The sequence below is a fragment of the Jiangella ureilytica genome, from assembly GCF_004348545.1.
GTDB lineage: Bacteria > Actinomycetota > Actinomycetes > Jiangellales > Jiangellaceae > Jiangella > Jiangella ureilytica.
Genome location: NZ_SMKL01000035.1, coordinates 43,297 through 63,241 on the forward strand (window position 1 = coordinate 43,297; position 19,945 = coordinate 63,241).

The following is a 19,945-nucleotide window of genomic DNA, read 5'->3' on the forward strand; positions in this document are numbered from 1 at the left end:
GCCATGGAATCCAGCAGTGGGCCGGCGAAGAAGCCGGCCGCCCGGTCCGGCGGCAAACCGGCGGACAAGGCGCCGGCGCGCGCGCAGGTCAACAACATCAAGGCCGAGGAGCTGCTCGGCCGCATCATCGAGATCGTCCGCAGCCAGGGTCTGGCCGGCTTCTCCCTCGACAACCTCGCGCCCCAGCTGGGCACCAGCAGCCGCATGCTCGTCTACTACTTCGGTAGCAAGGACGAGTTGCTCGGCCGCATCGTCTACACGCTCCGCAACGACATCGTCACCCAGCTCGAGAACGAGCCGGTCGGCACCATCACCGATGCCGTGGACCGCTGGTGGAGTCACTACCAGGCCAATCCCGCCGACATGCAGTTCTTCTTCCACCTGACGTCGCGGAGCTTTGAGGAGCCTGACAAGTTCCAGGAGTTCTCCAGCACGGCGGTCGGCCAGTGGTCGGCGTACTTCGTGCGCAGCCTCGAGGGCCACGTCCGGTCCGAGCAGGAGGCCGAGGCGATCGCCCGTCTCGTGCTCGCAACCGTCCGCGGTCTCATGGCCGACCTGCTCATCACCGCGGACCGGCAGCAGGCCGAACGTTCACTCGCGGTCTTCAAGGAGCTGCTCGAGGCAAGGCTGGCGGCGTCGGCGAAATCTCTGTAATCTGATTACAGAATCGCTGGTGGCTGCCTGACCGACCTCGGCAAGGAGTGGGCGACGTGCTCCGACTCAGCTCGATCGAGACCTCCAGGGGCAACGCCCTCAGCGTCGCGACGGTCTCGCCGACGGGGCTCGCCGGCAACCGCTCGGCGGTCCTCCTCGTCCACCCCATCAACATGCGCAAGGAGTGCTGGCTCGGCCTGCTCCCGGCGCTCGCAGCGGAGCGCACCTGTGTACTGGTGGACCTCGCCGGTCATGGCGAGTCCACTGACGACGACTTCTCCATCGAGGCATGGGTCGCCGACTGCGTGGACCTCGTCGAGCAGCTCGGCCTGTCGGACCTGCACGTGGTGGGCGGCTCGCTGGGCGGTGCCATCGCCATCGGGCTCGCGGCCGCCCTGCCGGACCGGATCCGCTCCATCACCGGGCTGGGTAGCGCCGTGGCCGGCGACGCCGCCGAGCGGGGGAACTCACCGGCCCCGGCCGACGCGGACGCCGTGGACGCCCTGTTCGCCGGGCTGGCGCGGGAGGCGGTGGCGCCCGGGCGGCCGGCGGACGTCGTAGGCACCGTGCGGCTGCTCACGAACCGGCACGGCGCCGACGTCGTGACCCGGGTGCTGCGCGCGGCGTACACCGCCGACGCGACGGGCTGGATGCCCGCCGTGCGATGCCCGGCCCTCTGGGCGACGGGAGAGCATGACGTCACCTGCTCGCTGGCACAGAGCGAGCGGATCGCCGAGCGCCTCTCCGGGAGGCATGTGGCCCTGCCCGGGGTGGGGCACCTGCCGATGATCGAGGACCCGGGCCTCGTGCTCGAGCACCTCCTCCCACACCTCCACGCCGCAGACGCACGACCCGCATCCGCATAGGGCTCGCTCCCTCTCACACCGTGCGCTCGACGCTTCCGTGCGCGTTGTGCGGGATCGGCCTTCGTGGCGTGCGCCTTTCGAAGGGCGGTCGTCAGCCGCCAGCCGAGGCTGGTCGACGGGCCGCACGCGGAAGCGTCCGCAAACTCCGGGGCGTTCAGTTCTCACGACGACGCCGGACGGAAGACGGTGCGCAGGCACCCGTCGTCCTTCTTCTTGAACAGATCGTAACCGCGCTGGCCCTCGTCCAAGGGAAGGACGTGCGTGGCCAGATAATCGGTGTGCACGTCGCCCAAGGCGATGCGATCGAGCAACATCGGAATGTATCGCTGCCCATGCTGCTGGGCCCCACGTACCGTCAGGCCCTTGTTCATCAGGGCGCCGAGCGGAAACTTGTCGACCCACCCCGTGAACACACCGAGCACGAACACCGAACCTCCCTTGCGGCAGGCCTGGATGGCTTCGCGAACGGCGATCGGGCGGTCGGTCTCGAGCTTCAGCTTGCTCTTCACCTGGTCGTAGACGTACTGGGGGCCGGAGCTGTGCGCCTCGCACCCGACCGCTTCGATGCACACGTCCGGGCCGCGTCCCGCGCTCATCTCCCGCAGTTCGGCGCCCACATCGGTCTGGCTGTAGTCCAGCGTCTCCACGCCGAATGCGTCGCGGGCGGCCTTCATGCGGTAATCGAACCTGTCGATCACGACGACTCGCTCCGCACCGAGCAATTGCGCGGCACGCGCCGCCATCTGACCGACCGCACCGGCGCCCCAGACCGCCACGACATCGCCGGGTTGCACCCCACCGAGGTCGGCTCCCATCCAGCCGGTGGGCACCGAGTCCGATGCGAACAAGGCGCTCATGTCACTGACCGGTTCCGGAATCCGGAACGCCGTGGTGTCGGCGAAGGGCACTCGGATGTACTCGGCGTGGCTGCCCTTGAAGCCACCCATCGCGTGCGAGTAGCCGAAGATGCCCCCCGGGCTCGCGCCCCACAGCAGGTCGGTGTGCCCCGGGTTGGTGTTGCTGTTGTCGCACAACGACCACTGGTCGTGCTTGCAGTACCAACAGGAACCACAGCCGATGAACGAAGCGACGACCACCCGGTCACCGGGCTTGTGCTTCGTCACCGCGCGCCCGACGTCCACGACCTCGCCGCAGAACTCGTGGCCGATGACGTCCCCGGCCTCCATGAACGGAATGTGCCCGGTCAGCAGGTGCAGGTCCGAACCACAAGCAGTGCTCAGGCTGACCTTGACGATCACGTCGTGAGCATTCTGGATCGTCGGGTCCGGCACGTGCTCGACGGCGACCTCGTTGATTCCCTCCCAGCACAACGCCTTCACAGCCGCCCCACCCCCTTCGCCTTCCGATTCGCCATGGCCAGCAACTTCCCGGCCGGCCCCGGATGCGCCGATGGGTGCGCGTCAGCCTGCACGACCTCGCCCGTCTCGATGATCGACTTCGCCTCCCGAAGCGCGACGCGCAGAGAGCGCAGGTCCTCCCCGCTGGGCGACGGGGCGCGCGGGCGGGCGTAGAGTTCCGTGCCTCGATCGGCGGGGGCCGACGTCACCCGTGTCTCCACGTGGTCACCGAGACGGGCCAACGGCTCAGGTAGCCGGCCCTCGGCACCGACCTCGTCCACCGGCTTGCACACCGTCACCGCCAGCCAGCGACCGTTCGCGCGGCGGTCCCGCTGCTTGGCCCTGCGATCGGCCGCGGCTTTGATCCCGAGGCCGACGCCGGCGAGGACGGCCGCCGTCATCATCACTCTCATCTCGTCTCCTCCCGCACCTGCCGAGACGCGCCCCGTACCCGTACCGTTCGCGAACACTCCCGCGGCCGGACGCGTATCCGGATGGTCCTGATGCCGCGCGGTCACCTGGTCGTCATGCGGCTGATCGTCGTGCGAGCACCCGAGTTCGAGCAGCCGACGGCGAGGCCGGCCTGCCCGCCGCCGACCACGAGGACGTCGGCGTCGCGCGGCTGGACCGTCATCTCGCGCCCGACGGGATCAGCCGGCGCTCTCCTTCAGCGAGGCGATGAGCGCCTCGACGCGGCCGCGGATGTCGTCGCGGATGGGGCGGACGGCCTCGATGCCCTGGCCTGCCGGGTCGTCGAGCTCCCAGTCCTCGTAGCGCTTGCCGGGGTAGAACGGGCAGGCGTCGCCGCAGCCCATGGTGATGACGACGTCGGAGGCCTGGACCGCATCGTCGGTGAGGATCTTGGGCTGTTCGGCCGTGATGTCGATGCCGACCTCGGCCATGGCCGCCACGGCGACCGGGTTGATCTGGTCGGCGGGCGCGGACCCGGCCGAGCGGACCTCGATGTCGCCACCGCCGAGGTGGCTGAGGAATCCTGCTGCCATCTGAGAGCGGCCGGCGTTGTGGACGCAGACGAACAGCACGCTGGGCTTGTCGGTCACCTGGGCTCCGTGTCGATGAGGTCGGCGAGCAGCGCGTGGACTCGTCAGCGCCGTCGGGGTCGGCGACGTCCCGGTCCTCGTGGCGCTTGCCGGGATGGACCGGGCAGGCGTCGCCACAGCCCATCGTAATGACGACGTCGGCGGCCCTGACGACGTCGTCCGTCGGCACGGCCTTCACGGTGGCGCCGCCGGCCCGGGCGACAAAGGTGAGCCGCTCCCACGCGGAGTGCTCGATCAGCGACGGGACGTGCCGCTTCACGGCCGACGTGCGCAGCAGCGCGACGTAGGACTCGGCGACGAGGCGGTGCACCGTCTCCGCGGTGACGATGCCGGTGCCGGCTGCTCGGTGAGCAGGCATGCCTCAGCCCGCGCGCTGAGGTCTCGTCCCCGTGCCGAGCGCGATGAGGGCGGCGGCACCGGCGATCGCGGTGAGAACGGTGAACATGGTCGGGTAGGAGCCGACGGCGGAGGCGATGGCGCTGCCGGCCCAGGGGGCGATGGCCATGGCGATGGTGGTGGGGGCGTTGAGGATGCCGTAGAGGGTGCCGAAGCCGGTGGTGCCCCAGCGGTCGCTGACGGCGGTGGACTGCAGCAGGGTGAAGGCGCCGCGGGCGATGCCGAGGACGATGCTCGCGGCCACGAGAGCGGCGGCCGGTCCGGGCAGCAGCCCGACGGCGGCGATGGTCGTGGCGCCGCCGGCGAGGATGGCGACGGATCGGAAGCGCGGGGTGGTGCGGCGCGACAGCGGGGCATAGCCGATGCGGCCGAGCAGTTGCCCGGCGCCGGAGAGGCCGAGCGCCCAGGCGGCGAGCGTCATGGACAGGCCGCGGTCGGTGAGCAGCGGGATGAGGTGGATGGTCGCGGCGAACATCGCGAACACGGTTAGTGCCGAGGCGATGGTGAGGCAGACGAAGGTGCGGCTGGTCGCGACCGCGCGGACGTGCCCGTGACGCATGCGCGGGTGGGCCGCGTGGTCGTGTGCGGGCCAGGGCGCGGCGAGGCCGAACGCGTGGCCGGGGACGGTGGTGACCGCCAGGAGGACGGCGAGCACGACGTAGGTCTGCCGCCAGCCGAACTGGTCGAGGAGAGCGGCGGTGACCGGGGCGAAGATGGTGCTGGACAGGCCGGCCACGAGGGTCAGGACGGTCAGCGCCTGGGTGCGGCGCGGGCCGTACCAGCGAGTGAGCGCGGTGAATGCGGCCGCGTACAAGGTGGCGGCCTGGGCGAGCCCGGCGACCACCCAGGCGGCGGCGAACCAGCCGATGTCCGGTGCGGCGGCGATGCCGAGGGTCGCGGCGACGCCGACCACCGAGCCGATGGTCATGATGAGCCGCGGGCCGCGACGGTCGATGGCGTGGCCGGCCGGGATGCCGACGACGGCCGCGACCACGAGCGCGAGCGAGAAGGCCGCCGTCGTCGACGGGTCGGACCAGCCGGTGTCCGCGGTGATGGCCGGCAGCGCGACCGGGAACGAGTAGTAGAGAACGCCCCAGCCGACGATCTGGGTGAGGCACAGTGCGGCCAGCGCGCGCCGAGGATCGGCCGGCCGTCCGGTCCGGCGGTCCTCGGCGCGGCGGGTTCGGCTCACAGGCCGATGATGGCGGGCGCCTGCTGGACGTGAGCGGCGAGCGGTCCGACGACGTAGTCGGCGTCGCGGCTGACGCCCCGGATGGTGTTGGAGGAGAACGAGCGCTGGAACTCCAGGCCCAGATACACCAGGCCGGGGTGCGTGGTGGAGATCCCGTCGACGTGCAGCGGCAGGCCGTTCTCGTCCAAGGCGCCGAGCGGGCGCAGATAGTCGACGCTGGGCCGGTACCCGGTGGCGAAGACGACGGCGTCGACGTGCTCGCGGTCGCCGGCGGCCCAGACGACACTGTCGCCGTCGAAGGCGGTGAACATGGGTCGCCGTTCGACCTGGCCGGCCTCGATGGCGTCGCGGTAGTGGCCGGTGTCGAGCACGTGGGGCGTGCGGACGATGTGGCGCAGCCACGCCGCGGGCAGGTGGTCGAAGCCGGTGACCTCGAGCCAGTGGTGCAGGTCGCGGCCGCGGATCACCTGGGGGAGGAAGTGCACCGGCGCGAGCGTGGCCAGCGTCAGGTCGGCGACGGCGGCGAGCTCGTAGGCGATCTGCACGCCCGAGTTGCCGCCGCCGACGACGATGACGCGCGTGCCGGCGTACGGGGCGGGGCTGCGGTAGCCGGCGACGTGCAGCATGTCGCCGGTGAACGACTCCTGGCCGGGCAGGTTCGGGACGATCGGGCTGCCGAACGAGCCGGAAGCCGCGACCACGCCCGCCGCCGGCAGCGCGTCGCCGTCGGCGGTGTGCACGACGAACCCGGTGCCGTCGGCCTCCACCGCGGTCACCCGGGTGCGGGTGCGGAGGTCGACACCCAGGTGCCGGGCGTAGCGGTCGAGGTAGTCGGCGACCTCGTCGCGGGTGGGGTACCGGTCGGGGTCGCCGTCCATCGGGAACCCCGGCATGGCGCTGTAGCGAGCGGGCGAGAAGACCCGCAGGCTGTCGTAGTAGTGCGGCCAGGAGCCGGCCGGCCGGTCTCCGGCCTCGAGGACGACGGGGTGCAGGCCGGCGTCGCGGACGGCGCGGGCGGCGGCGAGGCCGGACTGGCCGGCGCCGACGACGATCACAGGGGGTGCGGTAGCGGTCATGGCACTCAACATATCGACGAATCGCGATATGTCAAAATGACGATACGTTGCGTATGATCGGTGCCGTGAGTGAAGTCGTGACGGCGGGGGAGCGCAGGTCGTTGCCGCTGGTGACGGACGACCTGGTCGAGCTCAGCGACGCCACGCTCGACTTCCTCAAGGCCCTGGCCAGCCCGGCCCGGCAGAAGATCATGCTGCTGTTCGCCCGTGGCGCCGAGCTGTCGGTGGGGGAGGTCGCCGAGCTCGCCGACATCGGCCAGTCGACCGCGTCGGAGCAGCTCAAGCTCCTGCGTCGCGGCGGCATCGTCACCTCTCGCCGGGACGGCAAGACCGTCTATTACCGCGCCGACAAGGACGGCATGGCCCGCGCGCTCGACGATCTGCAGAACTACCTCGAGGTCTGCTGCTGAACCCGTCGAGGACCTCGCGGTGATCGAGACGCGGCGCGGGTCCGAGGAGGTCCGCTTCTCCCGGAAGCCGTTGAGTCGCTGCACGAATCCGCACCGTCGATCGGCAGCGTTCGGCGAAGGAGCTGATCAGTTCGGGGCAATCGCTGCTCTGGTCCCGATTCGAGCGCCCGGGCACGCCGATTCCAGGTCAGCCTGTCGACGTTCAGCCGGCCTGGCGCCTCACTGGCCCAGCGTCAGGGCGTCGCGGATGGCGGCGAGGCGCTGGGGGATGACGCGGTAGTAGATCCAGGTGCCGCGCCGGTCGCCGGTGACCAGGCCGGCGTCGCGCAGCAGCTTCAGGTGGTGGCTGGTGGTGGCTGCCGTCTTGCCGATGCCGGCCGAGAAGTCGCAGGCGCAGACCTCGGCGGCGTTGAGCAGCATCGACAGGATCTTCACCCGTGCCGGATCGGCCAGCGCCTTGAACATGCCGGCCAGCAGGGAGGCGTCGTCGTCGCTCATGGCTGACGTCGGCGTGCAGCAGTCGTTCAGGACCGGCAGCGGCCGTGCGGTCGCGGGTGCCTCGGGGCCGATCGTCGCGGTGCTCATGGTTGCTCCAGCCTACCCGTCGGAGTCGTCTGTTTTGAAGATCTTCGGCACCTTGCTTTGAGATTCTTCGAATCAGTGTTTAGATAAACGTCGAAACAAGGTCTGGATGTTCCAGCCGATGTGAGCTGGAGGAGGCGTCATGTACCCGTACTTGCCCGAGACGATCGCGACCGAACGCCGGCGCGACCTCATCGCCGAAGCGGCCCGTCAGCGGCTCGTCGCCCTTGCGACCTGCTGCCGCCGCAGCGGCCTCGCCCGAGCCGCCGACCGGCTGCGCGAGGCATGGGCCGTGCTCACCACGAGCCGCGGCACCGCCTGCTGCACGACTGCCTGAGGCGCTCCGGCGCCCACCGATCACGAGTACGAGAGGAGGTGGCGACGATGGACTGCTGCGATGACCAGACGACCGACTGCTGCGACACCACCTGTTGCTGAACGCGCGGGTACGGCAGCTCCGGCATGGCGCCGGCGCTGCCCCCTCGGGTTGCCGCGGCTTGGATGGCGGCTGGCGGTGCGGGTTCTGGGCCGTCGTCGCGCTCCCGGCCGTCGCGTTCGACCGCCGCATGGGGGCGGACGTGGCCGGGCGCGTCCTGCCACGCCCGTGGTCTGCATGAGCCGCTCGGGCGCGGGTCGATTCATCGCACCTCCACCGTGATGCCGGCGATGGGCTCGTCGAACTCGGAGACCCGGACGGCGACCTCGACGATCCACTCGCCGGACAGCGGGACGTTCACCGTCGCCTCGTACGCGCCGGGAGCGGTCTCGGTCACCGTGTGCTCGAACGGGCCGAGCTCGGTGGCCGGCTGGCTGAGCCGCACCGTCGGCGGGTGGTGCGGGACCAGCGGCGCCCCGGCCGCGTCCGTGAGCTCGAACCGCAGGGTGTTGTCGCCGCGAGCGCCCGGGGTCAGCGTCAGGTCGACGCGACCGTCGCCGAGCTGGCCCCGGGCGGCGACGACGGCGGGCGCCTCGGCAACGGGCTCCCCGCGCGGGTTCTGCTCGACGAGGAAGCCGGTCAGGGCGAGGATCGCCACCAGGACGGCGGCCTCGACGCCCACGGTCCGGCGCAGGACCGGCCACGACGGCGTGCGGGCCAGCCGGGGGAGCAGCCGGTACCGGTTGTAGCCGGCGACGGCGACGACGACGCCCGCGAGACCGGCCTTCACCAGCAGCGCCGCCCCGTACGTCGTGCCGAACAGGTTCGACCACGAGCCGATGATCCGCCAGCCGAGCACGACACCGGCGACGGACAGGGCGGCGACCAGCACGGCGGCCACGGCCGAGAACCGGGCCACCACGACCCCCGCGCCGACGGGGTCGGCGTCCGCGTCGCGCAGCACGATCCAGAGCCCGATCAGCCCGCCGAGCCACACCGCGCCGCACGCGACGTGCAGCAGGTCGCTGGACACGACGAGCCAGCCCGGACCGTACGTCCGCGTGTGCCCGACGAGCGCCGGCGCACCCACGGCCACGCCGGCGCCCAGCAGGGCGAGCGCGGACCACGCGGGTCCGGGTCGCGGCCGCCGCGCCGTCGCCAGGCCGATCGTCAGTCCGGCGGCCGCCAGGCCCGCCGCCAGGCCGGGATCGGCGGCGAGCCGGCCGGACCAGGCATCGGCGCCGGCCAGCGCACCCAGACCGTCGCCGGTCTCGCGGGCCCCGGCGAGCGGGAGCGCGGCGAGCAGTCCCACCATGGCCAGGACCGCGCCGCCCAGCGCGAGGCCGTGCAGCCGCCGCGCCCCCGCGGTCCGGTGGTGCGGCGCGGGCAGCAGCGCGACCCGGAACACGATGAGGCCGGCCGCCGCCAGCAGCCCGAGGTACGCGGCGGCCTGGGCGACCATCGTCGCGACGGTGACACCGCGGTCCTCCTCGTCGGCGGCCACGTCCGCCGTGGTGTCGCTCGGCGCGCCGACGGAGAAGGTGAACGCGCCGTCGATCGGGTGGGAGTCGGCCGAGACGACCCGCCAGCTCACGACGTAGGTGCCGTCGGGGAGCTCGGCGGACAGCTCGGCGACCACGTCGGTGTCGACGGCGCGGGTCGTCACCTCGACCTCGGCCCCGGCCGGGTCGAGGACGCGCACGGCGTCCTCGACCAGCCGGACCGGCTCGTTGAAGGTGAGCGTGACCGCAGCGGGCGCCGTGCCGAGCACCGTCCCGTCCGCCGGGTCGGTCGACAGCAGCTGCGCGTGAGCAGCGGCCGGGCCACCGGCCGCCACCGTCAGGAGCGCGACGACCAGCACGGTGAGCGCGGCGAGCAGTCCCGCTCGCCGCGTCACCGGGCCCGGGTGGGTCCTCACGCCTGCCGTCGGGTCCGCAACAGCGCGACGGCGCCGAGGACAGCGCCGATCGCCCCGAGGACCAGTCCGGCGATGCCCCAGCCGGAGCCGGAGCCGTCGTCGCTCACCGCGGCCGCCTCCGTCACGTCGTCCGCGACCGGCTCGTCCTCGGCCGCCTCGTCGGCGGCCGGGTCGGCCGTCCCCTCCTCCGGCTCGGGCTCGGTCACCGTGAACAGCGGCGCCGGCGCGTCCAGCTCCTCTTCGCTCTGGCCGTCGGCGGCGAGCTGCACCCAGGCCGTCTCGCCCTGCTCGCAGGTCTGGACCGCGGGGAAGGCGAGCGTCTCGCCGGCCGCTTCCTCGGGCAGGCGCACGGAGAGCTCGAAGGCGTCGCGCAGGTGGTCGGGGAGCGGCGTGATCGCGGTGTAGACGACCTGGCCGACCCGCTCGGTGATCTCGGTGCCGTGGCTGTCGGTGACCGGCGTGTCCAGTTGGACCATGACGGTCTCGACGGTCCAGTTGGGGTTGACGGACGGGGTGACGGTGAGGATCTGCTCGGGGATCTCGATCGCGACGCGGGTGGTCGGCGATCCGTCGCAGCCATGCGGGACACCGACCGTCAACACGGCGTACGACCCGGCCGGGCCCGAGCTCGGGCTGACGGTCACGTGCGCGCCGCCCAGGCCGGACGAGGCGACGACCAGGGCCGTCGCGCCGAGAGCGGCCGCTCCGAGACGCGTGAGGGTACGCAGGGGGGAAGTGGTCATGAGAGGGCTCCTTGCGACCGGCGGTCATCGCCGGCAGGTCCGGGTGACGGACGGCGGGGCCGCCCGTGAAAGGGAGCGCAGGCATGCCGCCTGCGGTGACGCGGAGGTGCCGGGCCGCCGTCGGGCGGCAGCCGGGCTCACGCCACCGGCGGTCCCCGTCGCGTCGCGCCGCCCGAGTGGACGCGGCCGTGCACGGGCACGCGCCGGACCCAGCCGACGGGAGCGGGCCCGGCGACGGCGGGCACCGGGTGGAGGGTCAGCGGCACCCGGGGCGGGCCGGCCAGGCTCCACACGGCCCACGCCAGCCGCTCGCCGTGGGCCAGCAGCAGGCTGGCCAGGAGGGCGGCGACGACGTGCCAGCCGATCATCTCCGCGCTGGGTGCGGCGGTGGCGACGTCGTGGGTGCTGATCGGCGCCAGCAGGTGCAGGACGACCTGCGACACCACCACGACCGTCGCGATGCCGGCGAGGTTCCGTCTCCGTTCGGCCGCCGCCACGCACAGGGCGGACAGCAGCAGCCACGCGAACAGCATCCCGTCGGTCAGATGGACCGTGCCCTCGGCGGCCGCATGAGCACCGGCCGACAGCGCCAGGCAGACCTGCGCGAGCAGGAAGCCGCGGCCGAACCGGGCCAGGCCCCGCCCGGGACCGGCACTGCGGCTTGCGTCGGTCACGTGCGGACACTCCTTCGTGTCGGAGCCGCCTGGCACTGTCACATCTCGCCGTCGCACTTGTGCTCGTTGGCGAGCCAAGGTAGGGCATGCGGCCGGGTTTTGCCAGGGCGTGACCGGCCACCGGGCTTCGGTAGCATGACGCGCGTGCCGCCCCCCGGACGTGGTCTGCCGCGCTTCGTGCGCGGCGCAGTGCTGGCCGGGTTCTGCCTGCTCCTGTCACTGACGGCGCACGTGGCCGGTGGGGGAGCGCCACATCTCTCGTCCGGACTCCTGGTCGCCGGGGCGCTGCTCTCGGCGGTGTGCGTGGCGGCGGCCGACCGGCAGCGCGGTCTCGGCGGCATCGTCGCGGTGCTCGCGGTCTCGCAGGTGGTGTTCCATCTGCTGAGTGCCGGCGGCGAGCACGGCGCCGCCGCGAACGGCACCGTCACCCCGAGTGTCTCGATGGTGGCGGCCCACGCGCTCGCCGCCGTCGTCGTCGGCCTGCTCCTGGCCCATGGTGAGCGGCTGGCCTGGTCGCTCGTCGCGCTCCGCGTCGTCCTCGAGGCGATCCTGCTCGTGCGCGTGACGCTCGTCCCCCCGCCCAGCCCGCCGCTGGTTCCGGCCGCCGCACGCTGCCCCGTCCGGCAGGGGGTCTTCCCGCGGTCCGGGCCGGCCTGGCGCGGTCCTCCCGTCCTGTCGATCTGAGCGATCCGCCGGCGCGATGCATCGCGCCGGCGTTCCCGGCGTGCGCCGCTCCAGGCTGCCGCCGGGCGTTCCCACGGTCGTGACCCGTCACGCCCGGGTCACGCCGTCAGGTCGACGCGGAGAGGACTCCATGCCATGACGGTTCCCGTACGGTCTCGGGCACCGGTCGCACCGCCGGCCGGTCCCGTCCGCCCTTCCCCTCGTGCCGTCGCCGTGCCGGCGGCGGACGGCACCCCGGCCGTGCCTCGTCACGACGTCGTGGTGCTGGCGCTGGCCGGGGTCGTCGCCCTCGACCTGAGCATTCCGGCGCAGCTGTTCGCCGAGCGGTACCCCACGCCGTACCGGGTGACGGTGTGCGCGGCGGAACCGGGTGAGGTCATGACGTCGGGCGGCTTCGCGGTGCGGGTGGCCGGCGGGCTCACGGCGCTGGCCGGCGCGGACACCGTCGTCGTCCCCGGGTTCTGGCCACCCGGCGAGCCGCCGCAGTCCGCCGTCCTCGACGCGCTGCGGGCCGCGTACGAACGGGGGTGCCGCGTGGTGTCGATCTGCACCGGCGCGTTCGCCCTCGCGGCGGCAGGGATCCTCGACGGCCGGTCCGCGACCACGCACTGGCGTCAGGCCGAGCTGCTCGCGCGGCTGTACCCGCAGGTGCGCGTCGACCGCGACGCCCTCTACGTCGACGAGGGGCAGGTGATGACGTCGGCCGGGGTCGCGGCCGGGATCGATCTGTGCCTGCACATCATCCGCAGCGACCTCGGCGCGGCAGTGGCCAACGGCATCGCCCGCGACATCGTCGCCGCGCCGTACCGGACCGGCGGCCAGTCGCAGTACGTCGAGCGCTCCGTTCCCGCGGAACAGGGGGAGTCGCTCGCGGAGACCCGGGCGTGGGTGCTCGGGCAGCTGCACCGGCCGTTGACGGTGGCCGACCTCGCCCGGCACGCGCGGCTGTCCGAGCGGACGCTCACCCGGCGGTTCGTGGCCGAGACCGGCGTCACGCCCATGCGGTGGGTCCTGACGGCGCGCCTGGATCTGGCCCGCGAGCTGCTGGAGCGCGGTGACCTCGGGATCGAGCAGGTCGCCGGGCGCTGCGGCTTCGGCACGCCGGGCAGCCTCCGGATGCACTTCCGGCGGGTGCTGGGCACCTCGCCGCGGGACTACCGGAAGGCGTTCTCGCGGGCGGGCTGACGCCCGGGCGTCCGCCGGTCTGCGGGGCTGGCGGAAACCTGTCGAACGGTGGCGCCGTGGCCACTGGGGCCCGTGCCGCGCACCGCCGAGCATGGACGGGTCAGCGGACAGGACCGAGGTGGAGGCACACGGCGTGACGGACGAGGCATACGACGACGGCGCGGACGGGACCGGCCGGGGGCGGTTCGACCGGCGCACGATGCTGGGCGCCGCGGCGGCCGCCGGCGTCGCCGCGGTGTCCGGCACGGGCGGCTACCTGATCGGCCGCGACACCGGCCCGGCGGGGTCCGCGAGCGCCGGCTCCGCGGCGCCCACCGCGTCAGCGGCGCCCACCGCCGCGGCGATCGACGACCGGCGGCACCAGCCCGGCATCGCAACAGCCCAGCAACTCTGTGCCTGCATCGCCGCCTTCGACGTCCTCGAGCCCCACCGGCCGAACCTCGACGAGCTGCTGGCCCGGTTGTCGGCGCTGGCGCCCGCCCTGATGCGTGGTGAGCCCGGGCCGGCCCGGGCCAACCGCGACGTGGCCGACAGCGGCGTCACCGATGGCCTCGGCCCGGCCGACCTCACCATGACCTTCGGCTTCGGCCCGCGCCTGTTCGGCGGCGACTTCGGGCCGGCAGCGGCCGCGCCGAAACGGCTCGTCGAGCTGCCGGCGTTCCACGGCGACCGGCTCGAACCGCGATGGGTGGGCGGCGACGTCGTCGTCCAGATCTGCGCCGACGATCCCACCGTCGTCGCCCACGCGATCCGCGAGGTCCGCGCCCGGGTTCCCGGCATCGCCGCTGCCCGGTGGACGCATCAGGGCTTCCTGACCAGTCCTGGCGACGGTCGCACGCCGCGCAACCTGTTCGGGCAGCTGGACGGCACCGCGAACCTGCGGCCGGGCTCGGAGGAGTTCGAGGCCGCGGTCTGGGCCGGAGCGGACGAGCCGGACTGGATGGCCGGCGGTTCCTACCTGGTCTTCCGCAAGATCCGCATGCTGACGCCGATGTGGGATCTGGCGACGGCGGCCGAGCAGAACGCGGCCCTGGGCCGCGACCGGCACTCCGGCGCCCCGCTGTCCGGCGGCTCTGAGCGGACGCCGCTGGACCTGGCGAAGAGCGACGCCGACGGCCGGCCGCTCATCGGCGCGGACGCGCATGTCCGGCTCGCGCATGACGCGGCGCCGATGTTCCGGCGCAGCTACAACTACGACCACGGCCTCGTCCTGCCGGCCAGCGCGGGCATCCCCGACGAGGGACACACCCACCCGCCGGGCACCGCCCCGCACGACCACGGCCCGCAACAGCCGGGCATGGGGCACTGGGACAACGGCATGCTGTTCATGACCTACGTCCGCGACCCCGGCACGCAGTTCGTCCCGCTGCAGGACACCCTGTCGCGCAGCGACAAGCTGCACGGGTTCCTGCAGCACACGGGCAGCGCCGTCTTCGCCGTCCCCGGAGGGCCGTTCGACGGTGAGCGCCTCACCCGGGCGCTCTTCGGCTAGGAGTGTCAGACGGAAGATCCGTCAGAGACCCCTGGGGCGTGTCGGGTGAGCGCGAGCAGGAGGCGACGCTCGACATCGCGGGCGCGGTGCTGCTCCCGGCACGTCGCTGTCAGGGCTCGTCGGCGTGGTCCGCCGAGACGGGGGTGAGCACGGCGTCGGCCTGTTGTTCCAGTGTGCTGACGGCGTGGCCCCTGCACATCAGGACGCCGTCTCCGGACTCGGTGCGAATCTGGAACGCCACGGGTTCGGTGCAGGCGAGGGAGGTGCGGTCATAGTGCCACGAGCGCCCGCATCCGGGATGACGGCACCAGCTGCGGCCGGCGGTTCCGGTGAGGGTCTTCCCGTGCTCGGGGCAGACGCCCCAGGTGATGGGGCAGATCGAGTGCCCGGGCTCGGGCGCCAGGTCGCCCGCCGCGGCCGTCAGCTCGCGGATGACTCCGCGCGTGGCGCCGGCGGCCTCGTCGAGTCGCCAGCCGGCGCGACCCGGACTGTCGTGGACGGCGCGCAGCCGTGCTCCGGCAGCCTCGATGGCCTCGCCCAAGGCTCGCGCCCGTGCTGCCAGATCTTCCAGCTCAGCGACGGTGACGACCGGGTCGTCGCCGGCGTGAGTCATCTGCGGTCCAGCCGGCCGATCCCACTCACGACATCAGCGTCCCAGTTCGGCGGGCCGATGACAATGACAATCGCGAGGCGCGAGCACGAGTGATCGTGGAAGGACGCCGCCGGCAGTCGGCGTGATGCCCGGGCCGGTGGGTACCGAGGGCGTGCTGTACGGCCGCCGGCATCGTTCGATGCCCACGGCTCCGTCTCTTGCGAAAGGGGTGCTCGCGATGGCACACGATCAATCCAGGACAGGCATGACGGCGACCCCGGTCCAGACCGCGGCCACGATCGTCGGGGTGGTCTTCCTGCTGGTCGGGGTGGCGGGGTTCATCCCCGGCGTCACCACCGACTTCGACACGATCGAGTTCGCCGGGCACGAGTCCGAGGCGATGCTCCTGGGAGTCTTCCAGGTCTCGATCCTGCACAACCTCGTGCACCTGCTGTTCGGCGTCGCGGGACTGGCCCTGGCCCGGACGGCGGCCGGCGCGCGGAACTACCTCATCTGGGGCGGCATCATCTACCTGGTGCTGTGGCTGTACGGCTTGTTCGTCGACCACGAGAGCTCGGCCAACTTCGTCCCGGTCAACGCCGCCGACGACTGGCTGCACCTCGGACTGGCCGTCGGCATGCTGCTGCTCGGCCTCGCGCTCGGGCGGAACACGCGCCGCGTCGGCACCGACGTCTGACGACGGCGATCGCCCGGCTCGAGTACGAGCCTCCCGTGGGCGGCGGCCGGGTGCCGCCGCCCACGAGGGGTGTCGTCGTCGCGGTCACTCCTTGTGGAGGACGTCCTGGACCTTGCCGGCGGCCTTCTCGACGACGTTCGGCAGGTCGGTGGTGCCGTAGAGGCGGGAGTCCGGCCGCGTCGGCGGGGGCATCGGGACGCCGCCGGGCGGGTCCGCGACGTACTCGAACTCGCCCTTGCCGTCCGGAGTGGGCCCGCTCGCCCAGGAGCCCTCGCCGGCGTGCTCGCCGTCGGAGAAGTTGATGTACTGGTAGGCGACGTCGCGGTTCTCCTGCGACAACGGGAAGTTGCTCGGCACGGGCAGGTCCTCCATGCCCTCCTCCTGCAGCTCACGTGCAGCGGCGATCCACTGGTTCTGGTGCATGGTGTCGCGGGCGAGCAGGAAGGCGAGGAGGTCGCGCACTCCGGCGTCGTCGGTCATGTTGTAGAGCCGCGCGACCTGTAGCCGGCCCTGCATCTCCGCGTTGGCGTTGGCGGTGAAGTCGGCCAGCAGGTTGCCGCTGGCGGTGATGTAGCCCGCCGACCACGGGTTGCCCATGCTGTCGACCGGCCGGGCGCCGGCGCCAGCCACGATGGCGTGCTGGATGTCCGTGCCGCCGACGACGGCGGCGACTGTGGGATCGTCCTGGACGGCGTCCTCGGTGACGCCGAGCGGCGCCTTCTCGAGCAGCTGCGCGATCATCGTGGCGAGCATCTCGACGTGGCCGAACTCCTCGGCGCCGATGCCGAAGAGCAGGTCGCGGTACTTGCCGGGGATGTGGACGTTCCAGGACTGGAACCCGTACTGCATGGCCACCGTGATCTCACCGTACTGCCCGCCCAGCACCTCCTGGAGCTTGCGGGCGTAGATCGCGTCGGGGCGGTCGGGCTTGGCCTGGTGCTGGAGTTCCTGGCGGTGGAAGAACATGAGATGAGCCTCACCTCTGCGATGGTGCGAGCCGCGGCCCGTCGTCGGACGGACGGGCCACGGCGGGTCGTCGATCCGAACCTCCCTCCGAGGTCGCTGGTGTCGTGGTCGATCAGCCGTTGCTGCGCTCGTCGCGGACGGTCCGGACGGCATCCTCCGCGCTCGAGCGGACCGCGTCGACGGATTCGCGAGCAGGCTCACGCAGGTCGTCGGCCATCTCGCGGGCCACCGACGACGCCTGCTGCGCCATGCCCGCCGCCTGCTCCTTCACGGTCCCGGCAGCGCGGCGCTCGGCCCGGCTCGCCGGGATGACGGTCGACGCCAGCCAGCCGACGCCGAACGCGATGACGCCCGCGGCCAGCGGGTTGCCCGCCGTCCGCTCCCGCACCATCGCGGGAGCCTCACCCGCCTTGTCCGTCATGGCCGACGCGTTGTCGCGCACCGAGGAGGCCGCGTCGCCACCGGTGGATGTCACGTCGGAGGCGGCGCCCATGACGCGGTCCTTGAGGCCGCCCATGGCGCCGCGGACGCGATCGCCCTGACGCCTGGCCATGGCGCTCGGCCGCACCCGCTCGCGGACGGCGTCGACATCGTCGCTGAGCTCGTTCCGGGTCTGCTCGATGTCGGCCCGGATCCGATCGGGATCGTTGGTCATCGTGGGTTCTCCTGTGGTTTGAGTGCGTCCGGGATCTCTTTGACCGTCTCGGTCGTACGCGGCGTGCCCCGGACGCGGCGCATCTCGGAGCGGCCCCTGGCCGCCAGCACGGCGGCGACGACCGCCCAGAGGGCGGCCACGATCAGCGCGGACCAGCCGTGGCCGGTCGCGTCGGCGATCGCCCACCACAGGGCGATCGACAGGAACAGCAACGTGAGCCAGGCGGCCAGGCCCGCGCCGCCGTACATGCCCGCGCCGCGGCCGGCTCGGCCGGCCGACTGCTGGAGCTCGGCCTTGGCCAGCTCGACCTCCTGCCGGACCAGGGTCGACAGGTCGCGGCTCACCTCGCCGAGCAGGTCGCCGAGTGAGGCCTCGGAGCGCGCGGCGTGCGACGGCTCGTGCTCGAGGTCGCTCATGACGACGTGTCCTGCGGTGATGCCGCCTGGGTCATCCCCCGGGTGAGGCGGCCGGCGAGCACGCCCGCTCCGGCGGCGAGCGTCAGGAACAGGCCGGGTCGTTGGCGGGCGAACGTGCGCACCTCGTCGATCAGCTCGCTGGGTTCGCGGCTGTCCAGCCAGCCGGCGAAATCACCCGTCCGGCGGGCGGCCTCCTGCGCCAGGTCGCCGGCCATGCCGGACTGCTCGGTGCTGCCGGACATCGACCGCAGCTCATCCGACAGCGCCCGTAACCCGCCGACGGCGCGGTCCTTCTGCTGTCTCGCCTGCGATGCCAGCTCGTCGCGGGTCTGGCCGGTGAGGTCGCGCACCTGCCGGCGAGCCTCATGGGTGAGCTTCGACGCCTCCTCCTTGGCGGTCTCAGTGGTCGACGTGTTCTCCTGCGTCGCCTGCGTCTCCTGCGTCGCCTGCGTCTCCGGCGGGTCGCCCGGCAACGGCAGCTCCGTCGGCTGCGGCGGCGGGGCCGCGTGGCCCGCCGGGCCGGGCGGCTCGGCGATCCCGCCGCCAGGGCTGAGCGGATTGTCGCGGTAGGTCATCGGGGATCCCCCTCCGTCTGGTGTGTCATCGCACCGGCCTGGATGCCCGCCGGCGTCGATGTCCTGGAGCGCCGCCCATACCCGCCCCACATCGGCGGAAACGACACGTTCGAGGGGTTTCGTCAGTGGACTGATCTTCCGTGATGCCGTCGCCCGCCGGCTGAGTGAAGCAGCGCCGACGGGGTAGAGGAGCCGTAGATCGCCGGCGTTCCGGGAGGCCGGACGGTTCAGGTCTCGGTCGTTGAACACCCAGCCGCCGAGACCGCACCCACCGCGCGCAGGAGACGACGATGAACCGTTGGGCCCGCGGTCTGGTGGTGGGCACGGTGGCGACCACGGCCCTCAACCTGGCCACGTACGCGGACATGCTGGTGCGCGGACGGCCTGCCAGTGCGGTTCCCGCGGATGCGGTCGGCACTCTGGCCGGACGTGCCGGTGTGCGCCTGGGAGACGAGCCACGAGCCGCCCATCGCAGGGAGGCGGCGGGCGTGCTGTCGGGCTACGCCACCGGCGTCGGCCTGGCGATGTCCTACGTTCTGGCGGAGCCGCATGTCCGCGGACGCCGGCCCTTCTGGGTGGTCGCTGCGGCGGTGGGCGCGACGGCGATGACGGTGGGCAACGTCCCCGCCATCGCCTCGGGCAGCACCCACCCGAGGCAGTGGGATGCCGCGGACTGGCTGGCCGACGTCGTTCCCCATGCCGCCTACGGGCTGGCGGCGGTCGCGACCGCTGACGCGATCGGCCGGCCGAGCTGATTCAGGCGGAGCTGAGTCAGGCCTGCGGCTCGCGCGGCCCGCGGGCCTCGGCCTGGTCGTCGGCGGTCGCGACCTGGGTCAACGCGGCCACGGTGCGCTCCAGACCCTCCTGGACCTCCTCGCCCTCCGCCTCACGGACGCTGTGCAGGTTCACCGTGATCCGGGATCGGCCGGCGGCGACCTCGTCGATGCGCAGCTCACCGTGATAGTCGTCGGGGCCTTCTGCGCCCCAGCTCAACGTCCGTTCGGCGGGGTCGGAGCGGATCCAGGCCTCGCTGCCGACATGCTCGCCGTGGACGTCCGCCTCGACGTGCACGCTCTGGCCGCCGCGCGGCTCCGCGGCCGTCATCTGCGGGAAGTAGCGGGGCAGGTTCGTGGGCTCCGCCAGGAAGGCGAAGAGCGTGCCGGCCGCGATGTCGGCTTCCGCCGAGTGGGTGTAGGTCGTCATGGGCGCCCAGTACCCGCGGCCGGCGCGTCCAACGGGCCCGAGGGATGTCGGTGGCCTTGCCGCATTTCCTGCAGATCAGGTGGTGATGGTGGTCGCGGCTGCAGGAGCGGAACCGCTGTTCGCCGCTTGGTGCGTGGTATGTGTCGGCTTCGTCGTTGTGGACCATCTCGTTGA

At 72.6% G+C, this 19,945-nt stretch carries 24 protein-coding genes and 2 pseudogenes; 9 read left to right on the plus strand and 17 right to left on the minus strand.

Features of this window, described 5'->3' with window-relative positions; translation table 11 throughout:
* Positions 1–3: 3 nt before the first annotated feature.
* The gene (locus E1212_RS16415) at positions 4–654 is read left to right on the plus strand and encodes a TetR/AcrR family transcriptional regulator (RefSeq protein ID WP_131984343.1); all 651 of its coding nucleotides are present in this window, start codon (positions 4–6) and stop codon (positions 652–654) included.
* A gap of 56 nt (positions 655–710) precedes the next feature.
* A complete protein-coding gene (locus E1212_RS16420) occupies positions 711–1,520 on the plus strand; it encodes an alpha/beta fold hydrolase (protein WP_131984345.1) in 810 nt (269 codons plus the stop codon).
* Between the two features lie 161 nt (positions 1,521–1,681).
* Here E1212_RS16420 and E1212_RS16425 read toward each other — a convergent pair whose 3' ends face one another.
* From E1212_RS16425 to E1212_RS16450, 6 genes and pseudogenes are all read right to left on the minus strand, one after another.
* Complete coding sequence (locus E1212_RS16425; protein ID WP_131984347.1) at positions 1,682–2,860, minus strand: zinc-dependent alcohol dehydrogenase; 1,179 nt, start codon at positions 2,858–2,860, stop codon at positions 1,682–1,684.
* Positions 2,857–3,291, minus strand: coding sequence for a hypothetical protein (locus E1212_RS16430; protein WP_203416917.1), 435 nt, complete (start codon positions 3,289–3,291; stop codon positions 2,857–2,859). Before E1212_RS16430 ends, E1212_RS16425 begins: the two co-directional genes overlap by 4 nt.
* Positions 3,292–3,528: 237 nt before the next feature.
* Positions 3,529–3,939, minus strand: coding sequence for an arsenate reductase ArsC (locus E1212_RS16435; protein ID WP_131984349.1), 411 nt, complete (start codon positions 3,937–3,939; stop codon positions 3,529–3,531).
* A 208-nt stretch (positions 3,940–4,147) separates the two neighbouring features.
* Positions 4,148–4,297 (minus strand): annotated as a pseudogene (locus E1212_RS31130) (three-helix bundle dimerization domain-containing protein); the annotation flags it as partial.
* Positions 4,298–4,300: 3 nt separating this feature from the next.
* Positions 4,301–5,527, minus strand: a complete 1,227-nt coding sequence (locus tag E1212_RS16445) for an MFS transporter (protein WP_131984351.1) — start codon at positions 5,525–5,527, stop codon at positions 4,301–4,303.
* On the minus strand, positions 5,524–6,603 hold the full coding sequence (locus E1212_RS16450) for a flavin-containing monooxygenase (protein ID WP_203416918.1): 1,080 nt from the start codon (positions 6,601–6,603) through the stop codon (positions 5,524–5,526). Before E1212_RS16450 ends, E1212_RS16445 begins: the two co-directional genes overlap by 4 nt.
* 65 nt (positions 6,604–6,668) lie before the next feature.
* Here E1212_RS16450 and E1212_RS16455 point away from each other — a divergent pair, with 65 nt between their 5' ends.
* Positions 6,669–7,013: an ArsR/SmtB family transcription factor gene (locus tag E1212_RS16455; RefSeq protein ID WP_203416919.1), complete on the plus strand. Its 345-nt coding sequence runs from the start codon at positions 6,669–6,671 to the stop codon at positions 7,011–7,013.
* A 219-nt stretch (positions 7,014–7,232) separates the two neighbouring features.
* Here E1212_RS16455 and E1212_RS16460 read toward each other — a convergent pair whose 3' ends face one another.
* Positions 7,233–7,598, minus strand: a complete 366-nt coding sequence (locus E1212_RS16460) for an ArsR/SmtB family transcription factor (protein WP_131984357.1) — start codon at positions 7,596–7,598, stop codon at positions 7,233–7,235.
* Positions 7,599–7,737: 139 nt separating this feature from the next.
* Here E1212_RS16460 and E1212_RS16465 point away from each other — a divergent pair, with 139 nt between their 5' ends.
* The gene (locus E1212_RS16465; protein ID WP_131984359.1) at positions 7,738–7,932 is read left to right on the plus strand and encodes a hypothetical protein; all 195 of its coding nucleotides are present in this window, start codon (positions 7,738–7,740) and stop codon (positions 7,930–7,932) included.
* Positions 7,933–8,233: 301 nt separating this feature from the next.
* Here the strand turns inward: E1212_RS16465 and E1212_RS29495 are convergent, their stop codons facing one another.
* The 3 genes from E1212_RS29495 to E1212_RS16490 all read right to left on the minus strand — a co-directional run bounded on the left by E1212_RS29495 (position 8,234) and on the right by E1212_RS16490 (position 11,306).
* On the minus strand, positions 8,234–9,868 hold the full coding sequence (locus tag E1212_RS29495; protein WP_162605508.1) for a copper resistance CopC/CopD family protein: 1,635 nt from the start codon (positions 9,866–9,868) through the stop codon (positions 8,234–8,236).
* 17 nt (positions 9,869–9,885) lie between these two features.
* Positions 9,886–10,632, minus strand: a complete 747-nt coding sequence (locus E1212_RS16485) for a DUF1775 domain-containing protein (RefSeq protein ID WP_131984363.1) — start codon at positions 10,630–10,632, stop codon at positions 9,886–9,888.
* Between the two features lie 137 nt (positions 10,633–10,769).
* Complete coding sequence (locus tag E1212_RS16490; protein ID WP_131984365.1) at positions 10,770–11,306, minus strand: hypothetical protein; 537 nt, start codon at positions 11,304–11,306, stop codon at positions 10,770–10,772.
* Between the two features lie 144 nt (positions 11,307–11,450).
* Here E1212_RS16490 and E1212_RS16495 point away from each other — a divergent pair, with 144 nt between their 5' ends.
* The 3 genes from E1212_RS16495 to E1212_RS16505 all read left to right on the plus strand — a co-directional run bounded on the left by E1212_RS16495 (position 11,451) and on the right by E1212_RS16505 (position 14,667).
* The gene (locus E1212_RS16495; RefSeq protein WP_131984367.1) at positions 11,451–11,990 is read left to right on the plus strand and encodes a hypothetical protein; all 540 of its coding nucleotides are present in this window, start codon (positions 11,451–11,453) and stop codon (positions 11,988–11,990) included.
* A 240-nt stretch (positions 11,991–12,230) separates the two neighbouring features.
* Positions 12,231–13,175 (plus strand): GlxA family transcriptional regulator, encoded by a 945-nt coding sequence (locus E1212_RS16500; RefSeq protein ID WP_203416920.1) that lies wholly within the window; start codon positions 12,231–12,233, stop codon positions 13,173–13,175.
* A 133-nt stretch (positions 13,176–13,308) separates the two neighbouring features.
* A complete protein-coding gene (locus tag E1212_RS16505) occupies positions 13,309–14,667 on the plus strand; it encodes a Dyp-type peroxidase (protein WP_203416921.1) in 1,359 nt (452 codons plus the stop codon).
* Positions 14,668–14,776: 109 nt separating this feature from the next.
* Here E1212_RS16505 and E1212_RS16510 read toward each other — a convergent pair whose 3' ends face one another.
* Positions 14,777–15,280 carry a hypothetical protein gene (locus E1212_RS16510; protein WP_131984373.1) on the minus strand — a complete coding sequence of 168 codons (504 nt, stop codon included), beginning with the start codon at positions 15,278–15,280 and terminating at the stop codon, positions 14,777–14,779.
* A 244-nt stretch (positions 15,281–15,524) separates the two neighbouring features.
* Between E1212_RS16510 and E1212_RS16515 the strand changes: the two genes are divergently transcribed.
* Positions 15,525–15,956 (plus strand): DUF4383 domain-containing protein, encoded by a 432-nt coding sequence (locus tag E1212_RS16515; RefSeq protein ID WP_131984375.1) that lies wholly within the window; start codon positions 15,525–15,527, stop codon positions 15,954–15,956.
* A gap of 84 nt (positions 15,957–16,040) precedes the next feature.
* Here the strand turns inward: E1212_RS16515 and E1212_RS16520 are convergent, their stop codons facing one another.
* The 4 genes from E1212_RS16520 to E1212_RS29500 form a co-directional block, all read right to left on the minus strand.
* Positions 16,041–16,922, minus strand: coding sequence for a manganese catalase (locus E1212_RS16520; protein ID WP_131984376.1), 882 nt, complete (start codon positions 16,920–16,922; stop codon positions 16,041–16,043).
* Positions 16,923–17,034: 112 nt separating this feature from the next.
* A complete protein-coding gene (locus E1212_RS16525) occupies positions 17,035–17,577 on the minus strand; it encodes a DUF3618 domain-containing protein (protein ID WP_131984378.1) in 543 nt (180 codons plus the stop codon).
* Positions 17,574–17,993 carry a phage holin family protein gene (locus E1212_RS16530; RefSeq protein ID WP_131984380.1) on the minus strand — a complete coding sequence of 140 codons (420 nt, stop codon included), beginning with the start codon at positions 17,991–17,993 and terminating at the stop codon, positions 17,574–17,576. The genes E1212_RS16525 and E1212_RS16530 overlap by 4 nt, the downstream gene beginning before the upstream one ends.
* Positions 17,990–18,568, minus strand: coding sequence for a hypothetical protein (locus tag E1212_RS29500; RefSeq protein ID WP_162605509.1), 579 nt, complete (start codon positions 18,566–18,568; stop codon positions 17,990–17,992). The genes E1212_RS16530 and E1212_RS29500 overlap by 4 nt, the downstream gene beginning before the upstream one ends.
* 290 nt (positions 18,569–18,858) lie before the next feature.
* On the opposite strand from E1212_RS29500, the gene E1212_RS16540 reads away from it, so the two are divergent.
* Positions 18,859–19,323 (plus strand): hypothetical protein, encoded by a 465-nt coding sequence (locus E1212_RS16540; protein WP_131984382.1) that lies wholly within the window; start codon positions 18,859–18,861, stop codon positions 19,321–19,323.
* A 16-nt stretch (positions 19,324–19,339) separates the two neighbouring features.
* Here E1212_RS16540 and E1212_RS16545 read toward each other — a convergent pair whose 3' ends face one another.
* A complete protein-coding gene (locus tag E1212_RS16545) occupies positions 19,340–19,771 on the minus strand; it encodes an SRPBCC family protein (RefSeq protein WP_131984384.1) in 432 nt (143 codons plus the stop codon).
* A gap of 46 nt (positions 19,772–19,817) precedes the next feature.
* Positions 19,818–19,937: pseudogene (locus E1212_RS31135) on the minus strand (transcriptional repressor); the annotation flags it as partial.
* Positions 19,938–19,945 lie beyond the last annotated feature (8 nt).

Bases quoted from the DNA above. Each gene is read 5' to 3' on its own strand.
- E1212_RS16415 (WP_131984343.1), top strand. From the start codon at position 4: ATGGAATCCAGCAGTGGGCCGGCGAAGAAGCCGGCCGCCCGGTCCGGC.
- E1212_RS16430 (WP_203416917.1), bottom strand. From the start codon at position 3,291: ATGAGAGTGATGATGACGGCGGCCGTCCTCGCCGGCGTCGGCCTCGGG.
- E1212_RS16450 (WP_203416918.1), bottom strand. From the start codon at position 6,603: ATGACCGCTACCGCACCCCCTGTGATCGTCGTCGGCGCCGGCCAGTCC.
- E1212_RS16460 (WP_131984357.1), bottom strand. From the start codon at position 7,598: ATGAGCACCGCGACGATCGGCCCCGAGGCACCCGCGACCGCACGGCCG.
- E1212_RS16465 (WP_131984359.1), top strand. From the start codon at position 7,738: ATGTACCCGTACTTGCCCGAGACGATCGCGACCGAACGCCGGCGCGAC.
- E1212_RS16485 (WP_131984363.1), bottom strand. From the start codon at position 10,632: ATGACCACTTCCCCCCTGCGTACCCTCACGCGTCTCGGAGCGGCCGCT.
- E1212_RS16510 (WP_131984373.1), bottom strand. From the start codon at position 15,280: ATGACTCACGCCGGCGACGACCCGGTCGTCACCGTCGCTGAGCTGGAA.
- E1212_RS16515 (WP_131984375.1), top strand. From the start codon at position 15,525: ATGACGGCGACCCCGGTCCAGACCGCGGCCACGATCGTCGGGGTGGTC.
- E1212_RS16520 (WP_131984376.1), bottom strand. From the start codon at position 16,922: ATGTTCTTCCACCGCCAGGAACTCCAGCACCAGGCCAAGCCCGACCGC.
- E1212_RS16525 (WP_131984378.1), bottom strand. From the start codon at position 17,577: ATGACCAACGATCCCGATCGGATCCGGGCCGACATCGAGCAGACCCGG.
- E1212_RS16530 (WP_131984380.1), bottom strand. From the start codon at position 17,993: ATGAGCGACCTCGAGCACGAGCCGTCGCACGCCGCGCGCTCCGAGGCC.
- E1212_RS29500 (WP_162605509.1), bottom strand. From the start codon at position 18,568: ATGACCTACCGCGACAATCCGCTCAGCCCTGGCGGCGGGATCGCCGAG.
- E1212_RS16540 (WP_131984382.1), top strand. From the start codon at position 18,859: ATGAACCGTTGGGCCCGCGGTCTGGTGGTGGGCACGGTGGCGACCACG.
- E1212_RS16545 (WP_131984384.1), bottom strand. From the start codon at position 19,771: ATGACGACCTACACCCACTCGGCGGAAGCCGACATCGCGGCCGGCACG.